The sequence below is a fragment of the Nocardioides sp. Root151 genome, assembly GCF_001427925.1.
In the GTDB taxonomy this organism is placed as follows: Bacteria; Actinomycetota; Actinomycetes; order Propionibacteriales; family Nocardioidaceae; genus Nocardioides.
This window is the reverse complement of sequence record NZ_LMGG01000007.1, coordinates 134,901-150,437: the sequence shown is the minus strand read 5'-3', so window position 1 is coordinate 150,437 and position 15,537 is coordinate 134,901. Positions and strand designations below refer to the sequence as shown.

At 68.7% G+C, this 15,537-nt stretch carries 15 protein-coding genes; 4 read left to right on the top strand and 11 right to left on the bottom strand.

Annotation, left to right across the window (positions count from 1 at the left end):
* Positions 1–2 precede the first annotated feature (2 nt).
* The 7 genes from ASD66_RS18305 to ASD66_RS18275 all read right to left on the bottom strand — a co-directional run bounded on the left by ASD66_RS18305 (position 3) and on the right by ASD66_RS18275 (position 9,151).
* A complete protein-coding gene (locus ASD66_RS18305; RefSeq protein ID WP_200950125.1) occupies positions 3–3,113 on the bottom strand; it encodes a glycosyl hydrolase in 3,111 nt (1,036 codons plus the stop codon).
* Between the two features lie 436 nt (positions 3,114–3,549).
* Entirely contained in the window at positions 3,550–4,101 is a 552-nt protein-coding gene (gene ssuE / locus ASD66_RS18300) for an NADPH-dependent FMN reductase (RefSeq protein WP_056682663.1), read from the bottom strand.
* Complete coding sequence (locus ASD66_RS18295) at positions 4,098–5,147, bottom strand: aldo/keto reductase (protein ID WP_056891837.1); 1,050 nt, start codon at positions 5,145–5,147, stop codon at positions 4,098–4,100. The genes ssuE and ASD66_RS18295 overlap by 4 nt, the downstream gene beginning before the upstream one ends.
* Positions 5,144–6,502, bottom strand: coding sequence for an LLM class flavin-dependent oxidoreductase (locus ASD66_RS18290; RefSeq protein ID WP_056891836.1), 1,359 nt, complete (start codon positions 6,500–6,502; stop codon positions 5,144–5,146). The genes ASD66_RS18295 and ASD66_RS18290 overlap by 4 nt, the downstream gene beginning before the upstream one ends.
* Positions 6,499–7,263, bottom strand: coding sequence for an ABC transporter ATP-binding protein (locus ASD66_RS18285; RefSeq protein ID WP_056891835.1), 765 nt, complete (start codon positions 7,261–7,263; stop codon positions 6,499–6,501). Before ASD66_RS18285 ends, ASD66_RS18290 begins: the two co-directional genes overlap by 4 nt.
* A complete protein-coding gene (locus ASD66_RS18280; RefSeq protein ID WP_082599605.1) occupies positions 7,242–8,096 on the bottom strand; it encodes an ABC transporter permease in 855 nt (284 codons plus the stop codon). Before ASD66_RS18280 ends, ASD66_RS18285 begins: the two co-directional genes overlap by 22 nt.
* Positions 8,093–9,151, bottom strand: a complete 1,059-nt coding sequence (locus tag ASD66_RS18275; RefSeq protein WP_056891834.1) for an ABC transporter substrate-binding protein — start codon at positions 9,149–9,151, stop codon at positions 8,093–8,095. The genes ASD66_RS18280 and ASD66_RS18275 overlap by 4 nt, the downstream gene beginning before the upstream one ends.
* A gap of 363 nt (positions 9,152–9,514) precedes the next feature.
* On the opposite strand from ASD66_RS18275, the gene ASD66_RS18265 reads away from it, so the two are divergent.
* Positions 9,515–10,342, top strand: coding sequence for an NAD(P)H-binding protein (locus ASD66_RS18265; RefSeq protein ID WP_056891832.1), 828 nt, complete (start codon positions 9,515–9,517; stop codon positions 10,340–10,342).
* Here ASD66_RS18265 and ASD66_RS18260 read toward each other — a convergent pair.
* Positions 10,339–10,971 (bottom strand): MBL fold metallo-hydrolase, encoded by a 633-nt coding sequence (locus ASD66_RS18260; protein WP_056891831.1) that lies wholly within the window; start codon positions 10,969–10,971, stop codon positions 10,339–10,341. The genes ASD66_RS18265 and ASD66_RS18260 overlap by 4 nt on opposite strands.
* Positions 10,972–11,094: 123 nt before the next feature.
* Between ASD66_RS18260 and ASD66_RS18255 the strand changes: the two genes are divergently transcribed.
* Genes ASD66_RS18255 through ASD66_RS18245 form a run of 3 tightly spaced genes read left to right on the top strand, consistent with a single transcriptional unit; the run spans position 11,095 to position 13,024 of the window.
* Positions 11,095–11,481, top strand: coding sequence for a YciI family protein (locus ASD66_RS18255; RefSeq protein WP_082563844.1), 387 nt, complete (start codon positions 11,095–11,097; stop codon positions 11,479–11,481).
* Positions 11,478–11,828 carry a YciI family protein gene (locus tag ASD66_RS18250; protein ID WP_056891830.1) on the top strand — a complete coding sequence of 117 codons (351 nt, stop codon included), beginning with the start codon at positions 11,478–11,480 and terminating at the stop codon, positions 11,826–11,828. The genes ASD66_RS18255 and ASD66_RS18250 overlap by 4 nt, the downstream gene beginning before the upstream one ends.
* Positions 11,825–13,024, top strand: a complete 1,200-nt coding sequence (locus tag ASD66_RS18245) for an RNA polymerase sigma factor (protein WP_056891829.1) — start codon at positions 11,825–11,827, stop codon at positions 13,022–13,024. Before ASD66_RS18250 ends, ASD66_RS18245 begins: the two co-directional genes overlap by 4 nt.
* A 57-nt stretch (positions 13,025–13,081) precedes the next feature.
* Here ASD66_RS18245 and ASD66_RS18240 read toward each other — a convergent pair whose 3' ends face one another.
* From ASD66_RS18240 to ASD66_RS24820, 3 genes are read right to left on the bottom strand one after another with little or no spacing between them, the layout of a single operon-like run.
* Complete coding sequence (locus ASD66_RS18240) at positions 13,082–13,822, bottom strand: SDR family NAD(P)-dependent oxidoreductase (RefSeq protein ID WP_056891828.1); 741 nt, start codon at positions 13,820–13,822, stop codon at positions 13,082–13,084.
* On the bottom strand, positions 13,819–15,264 hold the full coding sequence (locus ASD66_RS18235) for an AMP-binding protein (RefSeq protein ID WP_056891827.1): 1,446 nt from the start codon (positions 15,262–15,264) through the stop codon (positions 13,819–13,821). Before ASD66_RS18235 ends, ASD66_RS18240 begins: the two co-directional genes overlap by 4 nt.
* Positions 15,261–15,509: a phosphopantetheine-binding protein gene (locus ASD66_RS24820; protein ID WP_056891826.1), complete on the bottom strand. Its 249-nt coding sequence runs from the start codon at positions 15,507–15,509 to the stop codon at positions 15,261–15,263. The genes ASD66_RS18235 and ASD66_RS24820 overlap by 4 nt, the downstream gene beginning before the upstream one ends.
* Between the last annotated feature and the right edge of the window lie 28 nt (positions 15,510–15,537).

Genomic DNA, 15,537 nt, shown 5'->3' with positions numbered 1-15,537 from the left:
CCCTAGGGATACCGCCGGTCAGCGAACGGGACGATCTTCGCCTGGCTCGGACCGAACTTGAGGTATTCGATGTTGTAGCCCCACCACCCCTCCGCGTTGCGGGTTTCCCTGGGCCCGACTCCTCGGTCGAGCTGCACGTTGGCGAGGGCCGAGTTGTAGTCGATGACGATCTCGTTGTCGCCATCGACCAGATATTCACTGATGTCCGCGACGGGGTCCATCCAGTTCACACCGCCAGTGAACTGGTTCTCGCCCACCAACGGGACCTGCCGTCCGGTGCCGTCGTCGATGGTCGACTTGCCGACTCCGCCGACGTCTCGCTTCACCTTCGTGGGGTTGGTGCTGACACGTCCGCCGACCTTGCGACCGTTGATCCAGACGTCCATGCTCTCCTCGAGCGAGTCACCGAAGTCGAGGTAGGCACCGCTGGCCGCATCCGCGTCCCAGTCGAAGGTGGCCTCGTAGTGGCCGGTTCCTGAGACCGCCTTGCCCACCTCGGGAATGTCGTTCCAGGTCTTCAAGGTGTCCAACTCCACATTGATCGGGGTGGTGACCGTCGAGGTCTTCCGGTTGGTCGTCGTCACGCCGTCGACGGTCTCGGTGCGGACCAGGTCGCCGACGGTGGGGCTCGGTCTCCACGAGTTCACGGTGAGGTCCCAGTCGGTGATGTCGTAGGAATCCGGGACGATCACGGTGTCGCGATAGGTCTTGCCGTTGCTGAGCTCCGTGGTGACCTCGCCGCTCTTCGTTGCCCGCACAGTCACGCCCTTCGCAACGGCGTACGACGAGTCCGCGTCAGTGGAGACGATGTGGAGCTTCTCCTTGCTGACCTTCTCGAAGGCCATCAGGGCGATGTTGTTGTAGTCGAGGTCGACCGGAACGACGGTCTTGCCGTCCTGCCAGCGATACCCGGCCAACTCGGTGGCCTCGCCCGTCCACGCGTCGATCGTGTAGGGAACGAACGTGCCCTGCATCTCGATGTCGGTCTTGATGTTGGTGCCGGGGTTGGGAGAGTTCCGCACCTCGGGACGCAGACTCTTGTCCCGGTAGGAACCGTCGTCGTAGTTGTAGACATACAGATACCGGTTGCCCTCCTTGTCCTCGCGCGTCTGGCTGAGCAGCTGCTCATTGGGCTCCGAATATCCCGCGTACGGCGAGACACCGAGCTCCTGCAACTTCTCGAGGACGTTGTCGCTGTAGCCGCCGGGAGTGGTGCTGAAGTAGTCGATGTCGTCGTCGACCGTCGCCTGCCTGACCGTCGGCAGCTCCAACATCTCGTCCATGACCTTTTTCAGGGCGCGGTCCAAGCCATCGTTGAACGGCGTCCGCGATGCGGCGTCATCAAGGACGACGACCTTGAGACCCCTCTTGGCCCAGTTGAGCAGCCGCCTGGCCCCGTCCATGTCGAGCCAGTCCTGATAGAGCACGACGGCCTTGTAGCCGGCCTTCTCGATGGTCTTGGTCCGCTGATCGAAGTGGACGTCGTCGTCGAACAGGAACCTCGGGCTGAAGTAGTCATAGGTGTAGCCGTTGTCCTGCAGTTCCGTCGAGCGATAGTGGATGCCTTGGTGCGCACGCTGCCAGTTCATCGCCTGGTTGTTGCTCCCGGTGCCTCCACCAAATGCCAAGCCGTGAACGAACTTCTGCGTCACGAAACCGACGTCGGCGCGAGACTTGCCCGTCTGCATGAGCTGCTGGACGCGCCCAAGGTGCGCATTGAGCTCGTCGTAGTTCGCCGACGATGGCGCCCGTGTCGACACCAGGGTGAAGTCGCCACGAGTCACGTAGCCCGGCCACTGGTAGTTGCCGTACCCGAAACCGGAAGTCCAGATGTGCCAGATGGTCCGCTGCATGCCAGCGGCGAACTGCGAGTAGGCATCCTCGAGACGCACCTGATGCGTGCCGTTCCACGCGAACTGCAGGGCAGTGGTCTCCGACGAGAGCACCTTGTTCTCCAACTTGGCGCCGCCCGTCCAATAGCGGAACATGTCGACCTGGTTGTACTGGTTCCGGTTCTCAGCCTCGGGATAGTCCACATCCATCGCCGGCTCTGACATCTCGATCGGCTGGCCGTACGAGATCTGCGCTCGGGTCTCGATGCCCACCGAGTTCAGCCACTCCTTCATGGGCTGCAGCATCCGCTCGCGGTAGAGCTGGGTCATGACGTCCTGCCAGTCGTTGATGATCCGCTGGCGGCGGTCTTCGTCGCCGTCCAGCTTGTAGGTTCCAGCGGTCGCGACCCGGTGGTAGGGGTTGCTCCAGACATTGCCCACACCGTTGATGAGGAACAGGTAGGGCGTGATGTCGTAACCCTTCCGTTCCTTGAACTGCGCGGCCATGTCCTCGGCCCACCAGGTGAACCCGTCGCCCGTGCTCATCTCGAGCGAGTCCATGAACAGCTGCACGTCGCCGTCCAGGATCTTGCGCCGCAGTGCGGGGTCGGCGAGATAGTGCTCTTCCCAGAACTTCCGCAGGGCATCCACCCCTCGCTCGTCGAAGTAGTTGGTGGCATAACTGGGCTCCGCGGACGGGCTGGAGGACTGGTAGGTCCCCTGGGTCCACAGGCCGAAGACCCGGTAGGTGCCGTCGGGGGGAGCGGTCCAGTCGAGATTCTGCGTCCACACATCGGCGCCCTGGGTGAGCTCGGGCAACAGGTCGATGAAGCTGTCCGGGTCGACACTGTTTCCGTTCACGACCTTGTATGCGTAGGCACTGACGAACGTGGCACCGGCCTTTCGCGCGTTCTGCCCCGGCGCCGGTAGCGCCGTCAACTTCTGGCCGGGGGCGACCGTGCCGGTTCCGAGGGTCAGGTTCTGCATGGCCGACTGGCTGGCCGGGTCCATCCCGGGCACGTTCGAGGTTGACCAGTTCGTGCCGGACGTGAGGTAGACACCCATGCCCAGGTCGAGGACCTTGTTCATCATCAAGTTCCACTTGTGGGTCCACATCTCGGTGCCGTACGCATACACGTCGTTCGGCGCGACAGTGTCGTCCTGCATGCACAGTTCGACACCCCTGAACCCCGCGTCATAGAGGGCCTGGATCTCTTCGAGCAGGGTCTCGTCGGTGGCCGAGGCGTCGCCCAACCACCAGCGCACGTCAGTGCTGAACACCCGGTCAGGGTCGACGTACTTGCCCTCGAGTTGCTGCTCGAACGAACGGTCCCCGGCGGCTACCGAGGCACCCGCTGGTTGTCCACCATACGGCTGCGACACCGCCGCGGACGTTCGCTGCGGTTCCAGGGCGGTGGCAGTCAGGGGCGTCACCACCGTCAGCGCCAGTGCGGCGGCGAGGAGCCACCTGGACGCTGATGCCGGCCTCGTGTCGGGTGTCCTCATGATGGCTGACCACTGACCCTTCTTCTGCTGGTGGAATGTCTACGAAATGATTCGTTTCAATTCACCGGCACAGTAGGCACTGGTGGATGTCGACCACAAGCAGTTGGCCGACATCGGTCACCGACGTCGATCGTTTCAAGACCGACGACCACGCCTGACCCGGCGCCGTCACGGACAGGCGGAGGAGGAGGCCCGTGACAGCGCCGGTCGGTCAGACGAGAACTTCCACCGGCGCGACCGACAGCGCGTGGCCGAACCCGTCTATCACCGCGGTGAGGCCGGGGAGTGCCTCGCCGCTGATCGTGGTCACGCCGTCGCGGTCGGCCTCGATGAACGAGTCGACCACCAGGAACCCTTGGACGACGTGGCGGGCACCCATCGACTGGAGCACCGGCCGCAGCGCATAGTCGAGCGCCAGGGCGTGCGCCAGCGAGCCACCGGTGGCCAGCGGCAGCACCACCTTGCCGGCCAGTGCGAACTGCGGGAGCAGGTCCAGCCAGGCCTTGAGCAGACCCGTGTAGGCCGCCTTGTAGACCGGCGTCGCGATCACCACGCCGTCCGCCCAGGCCAGCTGCGCGATCGACTCGGCGATCTCCGGGTCCTCGGTGTTGCCGGCCAGCAGGGCATCCGCCGGCAGGTCGAGGACGCGCAGGTCACGAAGCTCGTGGCCGTCCTCCTCGACGGCAGCCGCGACGTGCGAGAGCAGCCGGGCCGACCGCGAGACCACCTTGGGTGAGCCGCTGACGGTGAGGATGCGGCTCATCGGGCTCCCCGCCCTTCCGGCCGGCGCCGCAAGGAGGCATCGGTGATCGCCGGGTGCTGCCAACCCTCGTCGGCCACGTTGTACGTCGTACCCGGCGGGACGATCTCGTCGATCCGGTCGAGGATGTCATCGGTCAGCGTGATCTTGTCGGCGCCGAGCGCGGCCTCGAGGTGCTCGTGGGTGCGCGGTCCGATGATCGCCGACGTGACCGCCGGGTGCTGCAGCACGAAGGCGAGTGCCAGGTGGATCAACGTCAGTCCGTTCTCCTCGGCCAGGTCGGTCAGGTCGAGCACCGCCTCGAGCTTGCAGGCGTTGTCTGCCCGCGTCGGGTCGTGGCGGGCCGGCTGGCGACCGGCGCGCGTCGAGGTGGGTGCGGTGATCGCGTCGCGGTTGTAGCGGCCAGACAACCAGCCACCGGCCAGCGGGCTCCACGGCAGCACGCCCAGGCCGTACTGCTCGGCGACCGGCAGCACCTCGCGCTCGACGTGTCGCACCAGCAGGGAGTACGGCGGCTGCTCGGTCACCGGACGTTCCCTGCCCCGGGCGTGTGCGACGTGCTGCGCCTCGACGATCTGGGACGGCTGGAAGGTCGACGTACCGACGTAGCGGATCTTGCCCTGGTGCACGAGGTCGCTCAGCGCCCCGAGCGTCTCGTCGATGTCGGTGTCGGGCTCAGGGCGGTGCACCTGGTAGAGGTCGATCCAGTCCGTCTGCAGCCGGCGCAGGCTGTTCTCCACCTCACGGATGATCCAACGGCGCGAGTTGCCGAACTCGTTGACGTCCTCCCCCAGCCGGCCGTGGAACTTGGTGGCGAGGACGACGTTGTCGCGGCGACCCTTCAGCGCCTTGCCGACGATCTCCTCGGACTCGCCCTGGGAGTAGACGTCGGCGGTGTCGACGAGATTGATGCCCGAGTCAAGGGCCCGGTGGATGATCGCGATCGAGTCGTCGTGGTCGGGATTGCCGTGGCCGCCGAACATCATCGTGCCCAACGTCAGCGGACTGACCTTGAGGCCGGTGCGGCCCAGCGGTCGGTAGTCGGTCATGCGAGGTTCCTCTCGAGTGCTGTCTCAGCGGTGTAGAGGCTGTCCGGTCGGGACAGCCCGTAGTGGTCGCGCAGGGTGGTGCCGGCGTACTCACTGCGGAACAGGCCACGCTCGACCAGGATCGGCACGACGTGGTCGACGAAGGCCTCCAGCCCGGAGGGCAGGACGGCCGGCATGATGTTGAAGCCGTCGGCGGCGCCGGCGTCGAACCAGCCCTGGATCGCGTCGGCGACCTGCTCGGGAGTGCCGGTGAAGGTGCGGTGTCCGCGGCCTCCGCCGAGTCGCCCGATCAGCTGCCGCACGGTGAGGTTCTCACTGCGGGCCAGGGTGACGATCAGCGTGTAGCGGCTCTTCGCGCCCTCGATCTCGTCCTCGCCGGGGAGGTCGGCGGGCAACGGCCTGTCGAGCTGCAGTTGCTCCGGTGAGACGCGGAGGGTGCGGGCCAGCTGCGCGACGGCGTACTCCGGCACGATCAGCTCATCGAGCTGCAACTCCTGGGCCAGCGCCTCGGCCTCGGTGGACCCGATCACCGGCACGATGCCGGGCAGGATCTTGATCGTGTCGGGGTCTCGGCCGGCGGCGATGGTGCGCTGCTTGAGGTCGGCGTAGAACGCCTGCGCCTCCGAAAGGGACTGCTGCGCGGTGAAGACCGCCTCGGCATACTTCGCGGCCAGCTCCTTGCCGTCCTCCGACGACCCGGCCTGCACGATCAGCGGGTGGCCCTGTGGGGAACGCGGGGTGTTCAGCGGCCCGCGCACCTTGAAGAACCGCCCCTCGTGGTCGATCGGGCGCACCTTCGCCTGGTCGCCCCAGACACCGGCGGCCTTGTCGAGGACGGCGGCGTCGTCGTCCCAGCTGTCCCACAGCTTGCGGGCGACGTCGAGGAACTCCGCGGCCCGCTCGTAGCGCTCGCTGTGCACCGGCTGGTCGTCGAGACCGAAGTTCTTCGCCGCCTCCGGCCCCGCGGTGGTCACCACGTTCCACCCGGCCCGGCCACCACTGGCGTGGTCGACCGAGGCGAAGCGACGGGCCAGGTTGAAGGGGTCGTTGTACGTCGTGGAGGCGGTGGCGATCAGGCCGATCCGCTCGGTGGCCGCAGCGATGGCGGTCAGCAGGACGGTCGGCTCGAGGGTGCCGCTCGGCCGTCGTCCGACCTGGCCCCAGAGCACCGGTGAGTCAGCGAAGAAGATCGAGTCGAGCTTGCCGCGTTCGGCGATCTGCGCCAGCCGCTGGAAGTGCGCGATGTCGGTGTTGGACGTCGGGTCGCTCTCCGGCAGCCGCCATGACGCCTCGTGGTGGCCGGTGCTCATCAGGAAGGCGTTGAGGTGGAGCTGTCTTCTGGTCTGGCGAGTCATGCCGATTCCCTTCTCAGGTCGGACGCGGTGGTCTCGCCGACCCCGAGGGTGGCGAGCAGTTCCTTGCGGATCGCGGCGAACCGCGGGTCGGACGGGTCCCGGTCTCCGTCGAGGTCGATGACCTGCTCGACGGCGATGCGTCCGTGGTCGAGGACGACGACCCGGTCGGCGAGCTTGATCGCCTCGTCGACGTCGTGGGTGACCAGCAGCACGGAGGGCTGGTGGGCGCGGTGCAGCTTGCGCAGCAGCTCGTGCATCTTCAACCTGGTAAGGGCATCGAGGGCGCCGAACGGCTCGTCGGCGAGCAACAGCTTGGGGTCGCGCACCAGGGACCTGGCCAGTGCCGCGCGTTGCTGCTCGCCTCCGGAGAGCTCGTGCGGCCAGGCCCCGTCCCGTCCCTCGAGGCCGACCTCGCGGAGCGCCGTACGACCGACGTCACGGGCCGCCTTGCCGCGTTGGCCGAGGGTGATGTTGTCGAGCACCCGGGCCCACGGCAGCAGACGGGAGTCCTGGAAGACCACGGCCCGCTCCGCCGGCACGACGATCCGGCCGCTGCCGGAGACCGCGCGGTCGAGGCCGGCCAGGGCTCGCAGCAACGTGCTCTTGCCGCAGCCGCTGGGGCCGAGGAGCGCGACGAACTCGCCCTCCTCGATGGTCAGGTCGACGCCGTTGAGCACTCCCTTCGGACCGAAGCCGCGGACCAGGCTCTCGACGACCACGGGTGCGGTGGTGGTGGGCCTCAGCCCAGAGTGCGCTGCCATCGCAGGGCCCTCCTCTCGATCAGGCGGACGGCGCCGTCGGAGAGCAGGCCCAGCAGTCCGTAGACGACGAGACCGACGACGATGATCTCGGTCTGTCCGTAGGTGCGGGCGAGCTCCATCATGTAGCCGATGCCGCTGGTGGCGTTGATCTGTTCGACGACGACCAGGGAGATCCAGGCGCCGGTGACCGCGAAGCGAAGGCCGAGCAGGAAGCCGGGCAGCGCACCGGGCAGGACCACACGTCGCAGGAAGTCGGTCCGCGACAGGTCCACGGTCTGGGCCAGCTCGACGTACCGCAGGTCGATCTTGCGCAACGCAGAGTGGGTCTGGAGATAGATCGGCACGAAGGCGCCGAGGGCGATCGTGTAGATCTTCATGTTCTCGCCGATGCCGAACCACAGGACCAGCAAGGGGATCAGGGCCAGCGACGGAATGGCTCGCTTGATCTGCACGGGCCCGTCGATGACCGCCTCGCCGAACCGGCTGAGCCCGCTCACGAGGGCGAGCAGCAGTCCGACGACCACCCCGAGGGCCAGGCCGTACGCCGCCCGCTCGGCCGAGACCTTGAGGTTGTCCTGGAGCCGGCCGTCGGCGATCAGCTCGCGAGCCGTCGACCAGACCGTCCACGGCTCGGAGAGGATGCGCGGGTCGAGGACGCCGGACCACGAGGCCAGGAACCACGCGCCCAGGAGGAGCAGCGGGCCGATCAGGCCCGAGAGCCTGATCGGAGCGCCGGGGCCCAGCTTGCGGGCGAGTGGCCGCTGGTCGACGGTGAGCTCGACCGGCTTGCCCTCGGGAGGCGCCACCTCGGGCGGGGTGATCACCGCGGTCACGAGATCTTGCCCGTCTCGTAGGCGGTGCCGCCGAGCTTCTCGAAGCGCCGGTCCCAGAGCACGGCGGCGTCGAACTCCTTCTGGTCGGTCTCGCGGGCCAGGAGGTCGACGGTGGCCTGGTGGTCCGTGATGTGCTGGCTCCAGTCCGTCGGGATCTCCGGGTGGCCGGTCGCCTTGATGAGGTACTCGCCGTCCTCCTTCGACAGGCCCTGGTCCTTCTCGTAGTAGCCCTCGAGCCATTCCTTGGGGTGCTCGTCGATCCACTTCTGCGCAATCGCCCACCGCTGCACGTACTCGCGGATCGCGGCGGCCTTGTACTCGTCCTCGAGCGAACTCTTCAGGACGTAGAGGTGGCTGGGATCGTCGCGCAGGCCATGGCGGATCGTGGTCGCGCCGTCCTTGCCGTAGTTGGCCAGGTAGCGCTTGATCTGGGTGCTGCCGAGGGGTGCCACGTCGACCTCGCCGGCGGCCAGCGCGGTCGCGTAGACGTCGCCGGTGCTGGGCAGCTCGACGAGCTCCACGTCGTCCTGCTCGAGACCGGCCTTCTCCAGGACCCGCAGGATGAGCGCGCCCTGGGCCTGGCCCGGGCTGTAGGCGATCTTCTTGCCGCGCAGGTCCTCCAACGTCTTCACGTCGGCGCCGGGCTTGATGCCGAGCTCGTAGATCGGGTGCTCGATGGGATCCTGGCGGTACTTCGCGGCCACGATCTTCACGTCGAGGCCGGTCCAGTGGGCGTGGATCGGCGGGATGTCGGCCACCGCGCCAACGTCGAGCGCCTTGGCCCGGAAGGCCTCCGTGGTCTGCGGCCCGCCACTGATCTGGGCGAACTCGATGTCGAAGCTGAACTTGTCCTTCTGCCCGGACAGCTCGAAGGCGACCTCCGTGGTCGGGTCTCCGACGACCAGCTTGGTCTCCTTCGGCGCGCTGGTCGGCAGCGGCTCGTCGAGCCCGAGGTGCGGGCCGGCGGCGGCTTCGTCGCAGGCCCCCGTCAGTGCGAGCAGGGGGAAGAGTGCGGCCACGGCGACGAGGCGCCACGGGCGGATGGGTCGGGACATGGGTGTTCCTTTGCGGGGTGCGTGCGGGAGAGGCGCCGTACGACGCCGGCGCGGGCGCCCTGCGTGAGTTCGCCCGTCGCCGGCGTACGGCGGAGAGAGGCCTGCGCCGCGACGGGTGCAGGCGGCCGGCTGACCAGTCGGAGTTGATGGTCAGCGGCGAGAGTGGACCGAGGGGTCAGCGACAGACCGCGCTGGCGACACCCATGAGGTCGACCGCGCGGCGCTGGGTGAGGAGAGCGCTGCGGTTCATGTCCTCAATACAACAGTAACTTAGTAGTCTTTGTCGAGTTAAAGACCGGATCATGAGATCGACGTCCGGCATCCGACCCGGAATCCGTGCCGGACGGCGTAGGTTGCACCGACATGACCACCCTCGCAGTGACCGGCTCGACCGGCGCCCTCGGCGGAACCGTCGCCCGCCTCCTCACCGATCTCGCACCGCGCCTGATCGTCCGCGACGCCTCGCGGGCACCGACCCTCCCGGGCAGCACCGTCGCCGTGGCGTCGTACGACGACGCAGTGGCGGCCGAGACTGCATTGCGCGGTGTCGACGTGCTCTTCATGGTCTCGGCGGCCGAGTCGTCCACTCGGCGCGAGGAGCACCGCACGTTCATCGCGGCGGCCGCAGCCGCCGGGGTGCGCCACATCGTCTACACGTCGTTCGCGGGTGCGGCAGCGGACGCCACGTTCACCCTGGGCCGCGACCACCACGACGCCGAGGCCGCGATTCGCGAGTCCGGCATGGACTTCACGCTGCTGCGCGACAACTTCTACCTCGACGTACTGCCATTCTTCGCCGACGATTCGGGCGCGATCCGCGGGCCCGCGGGGAACGGTCGAGTCGCCGCGGTGGCCCGCGCCGACGTGGCCGACGTCGCGGCCGTCGTGCTCCGCGCACCACAGGAGCACCGCAACGTCGCGTACGAGCTGACCGGCCCGGAGGCGCTCACCCTCGACGAGGTCGCGGCCCGCGCCGGCATCGTGCTCGGCCGCGAGCTGCGTTACGAGGAGGAGACCCTCGAGGAGGCCTATGCCTCGCGGCGCGCGGCGTACGACGTCGGGCAGTGGCAGCTCGACGCCTGGGTGAGCACCTACACCGCGATCGCCGACGGCTCCACCTCACGTGTCACCGGCGATGTCGAACGGCTCACCGGCCACCCGGCCAGCACTCTCGAACAGGCACTCTCCTAGAGGTCCTCGCCGTCGGCGCGGCGTACGTAGCTGTGGCCGTCGGGCAGGAACTTCGCCATGTGTCCCTCGAGCATGCGGTGCGCGGCCTCGGTGTAGATGCGGTCGTGGATGGCCAGGTTGAGCGGCGCATCCACCGCGCGGGTGAAGTCGATCGCCTCGGACACCTTCAACCACGGGGCACTCGACGGCACCAGCAGCACGTCGACCGGCTGGTCGGGCAGGGTCAGCGCGTCACCGGGGTGGTAGACCGACCGCCCCTCGGACTCCACGACGTAGCCCGAGTTGAAGAACCGCGGGAACTCCGGGTGGATCACCGCGTGCAGCTCCCCCACGGCGCGCACCGGCAGGCCGGCGTCGAACGACTGGCCGGGCTCCACCACGGTGACCCGCTCGGCGACATCGGGCGCGTGCTCACGGATCTGCGCGGCCACGGCCTCGATGGTGAAGATCGGCGCGTCGGTGGCCCTGAGCCGACTCGCGTCGTAGTGGTCGGCATGCTCGTGGGTGATCAGCACGGCGGTGGCTCCGTCGACCGCCGAGGGTTCGGTGAACATTCCGGGGTCGAACACCAGGGCCTGGCCGCCGGCCTCGAGACGGACGCAGGCATGGCCGAACTTCGTGATGCGCATGGCCCCACATTACGACCGGCGGCGGCACGCTGACGGCCGAATCAATTTCGGCCCAGTGTCGATCTGCGCCGGGTTCGCGCGTCATCACGGTGACAGACTGACCAGCGGAGAGAGGATCACACCATGACCAGGTACGTCGTACTCCTGCCCGGCGACGAGGCCAGTTGGGAGAACGCCACCGAAGAGGCGCGCCAACAGGTCTACGGACTTCACGAGGAGTTCGCGAGGCAGCTGGCCGAGCGCGGGCACACGATCGTCTCCGGCGCCGAGCTGACGCACTCGCGGGAGGCCAAGGTCGTCCGCCGCAGCGGCGAGCAGGTCGAGATCACCGACGGTCCGTACGCCGAGAGCGTGGAACAGCTGACCGGCTTCTACATGATCGACAGCGACGACCTCGACGACCTGCTCCAGGTGGTCGCCGTTCTCGCCCCGACCGGCGGCGACGAACCGGTCGACATGGCCCACGCACCCATCGAGGTGCGGGCCACGACGCATGAGGCGTCGGAGTGAAGATCCTCGTGCTGCTCGCCGAGCGTGATCCCGATGCGTGGCTGACCGCCTCGGAGGCCGACCGCGCGGCCGGCTTCGACGCGCATCGGGCGTTCGACAAGGCGATCAAGGAACGCGGCGAGACCGTCGCCGCGGCGGCACTCGACGCGACGTCCACGGCCCGCACACTGCGCGCCGGCGTGGTCACCGAGGGGCCGTACGCCGAGAGCGTGGAGCAGCTGACCGGCTTCTACCTGATCGACGTCCCGTCCGTGGAAGACGCCCTCGAGCTGACCCGCATCCTGCCGGAGAACTACACGATCGAGGTGCGGCCCACCGTCAAGATCGAGGGCTACGACGAGGAGTGAACGACGTCCTGGCGCAGGTCTGGCGCGACGAGTGGGGCCGGTTGCTGGCCCTGCTCGTCGCCCAGTACCGACGCCTCGACCTGGCCGAGGACGGTCTCGGCGACGCCTTCGAGGCCGCGGCACGCACCTGGCCGGGCGACGGCGTACCGACGAATCCGCCTGCCTGGCTGTTGACCGCAGCCCGTCGACGCATCCTCGACCGGCTGCGCGCGGAGGCCGTCGCGGCGCGCAAGCTGCCACTGCTGGCGGTCGATTCCGACGTGGAGGAGGTGGTGGACATGGACGAGGTGCCGGACGAGCGCCTGCGCCTCGTGTTGCTGTGCGCCCACCCCTCCCTGCCGCGCGAGGCGGCCGCCGCGCTGACCCTGCGGCTGGTGCTGGGCGTGTCGACCGCCGACATCGCCCGCCTCTTCCTGGTGAGCACGCCGACCATGGCCGCACGTCTCACCCGGGCCCGGAAACGGCTCGCGAACGAACGCTTCGAGGTGCCCGACGACCTGGCCGAGCGGGTCGGGGTCGTGGCCGACGTGGCCTACCTGGCGTTCACCGCCGGCTACGCGCCTGGGTCCGGCGCCGACGTGCTGCGCGCGGATGTGTCGGGTGAGGCGATCCGACTGGTACGCGTGTTGCGCTCCCTGCTGCCGGGCTCGGGCGACTGGTCCGACCTCGACGCACTGCTGGCACTGATGCTGATCCAGCACTCGCGGCGCGACGCCCGGGTGGCCGACGGGGAGTTGGTGCTCCTGCCCGACCAGGACCGCACCCGATGGCACCGGGACGAGATCGCGGAGGCCCTGCAGCTGTTGCTCCCGTTGGCCATGCGGCCCGCCACCTCCTACCTGCTCCAGGGGTTGATCGCCGCCGAGCATGCCGTGGCGGCGACCGCGGCCGACACCGACTGGTCGCGGATCGCCGGCCACTACGCCGAGCTCGAGCACCTGACCGGGTCCCCCGTCGTACGCCTCAACCGGGCGATCGCCGTGGCCGAGGCGGACGGGCCGCTGGCCGGGTTGGCCGTGCTCGACGGGCTCGAGCTGCCCGGTCACCGCTTGCCGGGCGCGCGGGCCGAGCTGCTGTCCCGCGCGGGGCGGACCGAGGAGGCCCGCCAGGAGTTCGACCGGGCGATCGACCTGTGCGACAACGACGCCGAGCGCTCCCACCTCGTCGCACGTCGCGCAATGTCCGATACTCCCTGACGTTCCGGTCCGCCGATCGGGATACTCCCTGACGTTTCGGTCCTCGCGTCAGGTGTGTCAGGCCGTGAGGCCACCGTCAACGACCAGCACCTGGCCGGTGATGTAGGTGTTGGCCGGGTCGGTCAGGAACAGCACGGCCCGCGCCACGTCGGAGGGCTCGCCGAGGCGGCCGGCCGGCGTACGACGCGTGATCTGGGTCAGCTGCGTCTCGTCGAGGCCGTGGCTCATCTCGGTGCGCAGGTAGCCCGGCGCGACGCTGTTCACCGTGATGCCGCGAGAACCCAGCTCGCGGGCCAGGCCCCGGGTCATGCCGTCGAGGGCGGCCTTGGTCGCGCTGTACATCGAGAGTCCTCGGTAGCCCGACATCCCGACCACCGAGGACACGTTGACGATCGAGCCGGAGCGGCGGGCCAGCATCACGCGCGAGGCGGCGCGGGTGACGTACGCCGTGCCCTTGATGTTGAGGTCGACGACCTGGTCGATCTGGTCGTCGCTGAACAACGCGATCACGCCCTCGGGGGCGACACCGGCGTTGTTGACGAGCACGTCGATGCGCCCGCGACGACGCGCGACGTCCTTCACCCAGGCGTCGGCGGCCGCGGAGCCGGAGACGTCGACCGAGGCGAAGCCGAAGTGGTCGGGGAACTCCTTGGCCCACAGGTCGACCTGGTCGGTGGCGGACCGCGAGCAGGTCTCGACGACGTACCCGGCGGCGAGGTAGGCCTCGACCAGCCCGGCGCCGAGGCCCTTGCTGCCGCCGGTGATCAGGGCGACGCGGGTCTCTTCGGGTGCGGTCACGGTTCCATCCTTCTCACTGTTTTCTGGCCCTGCGTGGCGATGGCCTCGACAAGGGTGATGCTGCGCGGGTGCCACGCGCGGGGCAGGTCGGCGACGGCGGCCTTGACCTGCCGTCGCAGTTCTTCCTCGTCGGTGCCGTTCACGGCGACGACCTCGGCCGCCACGATCGCACCGGTGAGCTTGTTGGCGCGACCGAACACCCGCGCCGCCGCCACCGAGGGCAGCGCGATGATCGCGTTCTCCACAGGCAGCGGGTGCACCTTGACCCCGCCGACGTTGATCACGTCGGAGTCGCGGCCACGGAACTCGACGCGGTCGCCGACGATCTCCACGAGGTCGCCGGTGGGCTTCCACGCGTCGTCGGCCGGGACGTCGGGGCGCCCCGCGTAGCCGAGCATTCCGGCCGTACGCCGGACGTGCAGCTCGCCGTCGACGATCTTCAGGTGGGCATCGGGATTCTCGACGGAGAAGAGCTTGTCGACGCCGAACCCGGCCCGGCCGTCACCGACCGAGACAATCGAGCCGAACTCGGTCGAGGCATAGACCTGCGAGATGCGCGCGGTCGGGAAGGTGCGCTCGAGGTCGGCCAGGAGGTCCGGTGGGATCGCCTCGCCGCCGAGGGTGATCTGCTCCAGCTCCGGGAGCTCGACGCCGCGGCTGCGAGCCTCGGTCAGCAGGAACCGCCAGTACGTCGGGGTGGCGCTCACACAGGTCACGTCGTGCTGCAGCAGCGCGTCGACCCCGTCGCGCGGTTGACGCGGGAACGGCGCGACCAGGGTCGCCTGCGCGGCCACGACGTGCTGGAGCACCTGGATGCCGGCGAACTGCTGGGGCCCGTAGGCCAGCAGCCAGCGCTGGTGCGGTCGCGGGGCCACGGCCTCGACGGTGCGGGCCAGGATCTCCCAGTCGTGCCGGGCCGCCTTGGGCTCGCCGGTCGTGCCGGTCGTCCTGATCAACACCCGACCCGTCGCTTGTTTCGGTCGACCCGTCGCTTGTTCTGAAACTGGCGACGGGTCGATGAGAACTGGCGACGGGTCGATGAAGACTGGCGACGGGTCGGCGAGTTCGAGGAGGTCCGGGCGGCGGGTCACGACGAGCGTGTGGTCGAACGCGGCCAACTGGGGCAAGAGGTCACCGACGGGGGTGTCGGGCTGGTACTGGCAGGCCTCGACGCCGGCCAGCGCCGCGCCGGCCAGCAGTCGCAGGACCCACGCGGCGTCCGGCTCCACGATCGCGACCCGACGCACGCCTGCCAGACGAACTGGCGACGGGTCGGCACGAACTGGCGACGGGTCGACGAAAACTGGCGACGGGTCGGCGAAGGCGGCGGCCACGGCGTGGGCGTCACGCAGGAGCTCGGCATACGTCAGGGAACCCTCGGGCGTGACCACCGCGACCTGGTCGGGCGCGGCAGCCGCGGCACGCGAGAGGAGTCGGATCATGCGGGCGCAGCGACCTCGTAGAACGCCAGGATGTCGCCGACGGTCTGCGGCAGCTCATCACCGGAGGAGAACGGGTCGTTGCCGAACTCGTCCTCGAGCATGGCGGACAGCTCGGCCGCCTCGAGGGAGTCGAGCTCGAGCCCGTCGCCGTACAGGCCGGTGGTCGCGGAGACGTCGTCGGTGCTCTTGTCGGCACGCGTGAGGAACTGCGTGATCACCGCGAGGGTCTTGTCCTGATCGGTCACGGTCGGGCCTTCCTTCTGAGGGTCAAGT

What these genes read in the sequence shown, in the direction of transcription:
- ASD66_RS18260 (WP_056891831.1), bottom strand. Translation starts at nt 10,971, where the DNA reads ATGCGCATCACGAAGTTCGGCCATGCCTGCGTCCGTCTCGAGGCCGGC.
- ASD66_RS18275 (WP_056891834.1), bottom strand. Translation starts at nt 9,151, where the DNA reads ATGTCCCGACCCATCCGCCCGTGGCGCCTCGTCGCCGTGGCCGCACTC.
- ASD66_RS18235 (WP_056891827.1), bottom strand. Translation starts at nt 15,264, where the DNA reads ATGATCCGACTCCTCTCGCGTGCCGCGGCTGCCGCGCCCGACCAGGTC.
- ASD66_RS18295 (WP_056891837.1), bottom strand. Translation starts at nt 5,147, where the DNA reads ATGACCGACTACCGACCGCTGGGCCGCACCGGCCTCAAGGTCAGTCCG.
- ASD66_RS18290 (WP_056891836.1), bottom strand. Translation starts at nt 6,502, where the DNA reads ATGACTCGCCAGACCAGAAGACAGCTCCACCTCAACGCCTTCCTGATG.
- ssuE (WP_056682663.1), bottom strand. Translation starts at nt 4,101, where the DNA reads ATGAGCCGCATCCTCACCGTCAGCGGCTCACCCAAGGTGGTCTCGCGG.
- ASD66_RS18265 (WP_056891832.1), top strand. Translation starts at nt 9,515, where the DNA reads ATGACCACCCTCGCAGTGACCGGCTCGACCGGCGCCCTCGGCGGAACC.
- ASD66_RS18255 (WP_082563844.1), top strand. Translation starts at nt 11,095, where the DNA reads ATGACCAGGTACGTCGTACTCCTGCCCGGCGACGAGGCCAGTTGGGAG.
- ASD66_RS18285 (WP_056891835.1), bottom strand. Translation starts at nt 7,263, where the DNA reads ATGGCAGCGCACTCTGGGCTGAGGCCCACCACCACCGCACCCGTGGTC.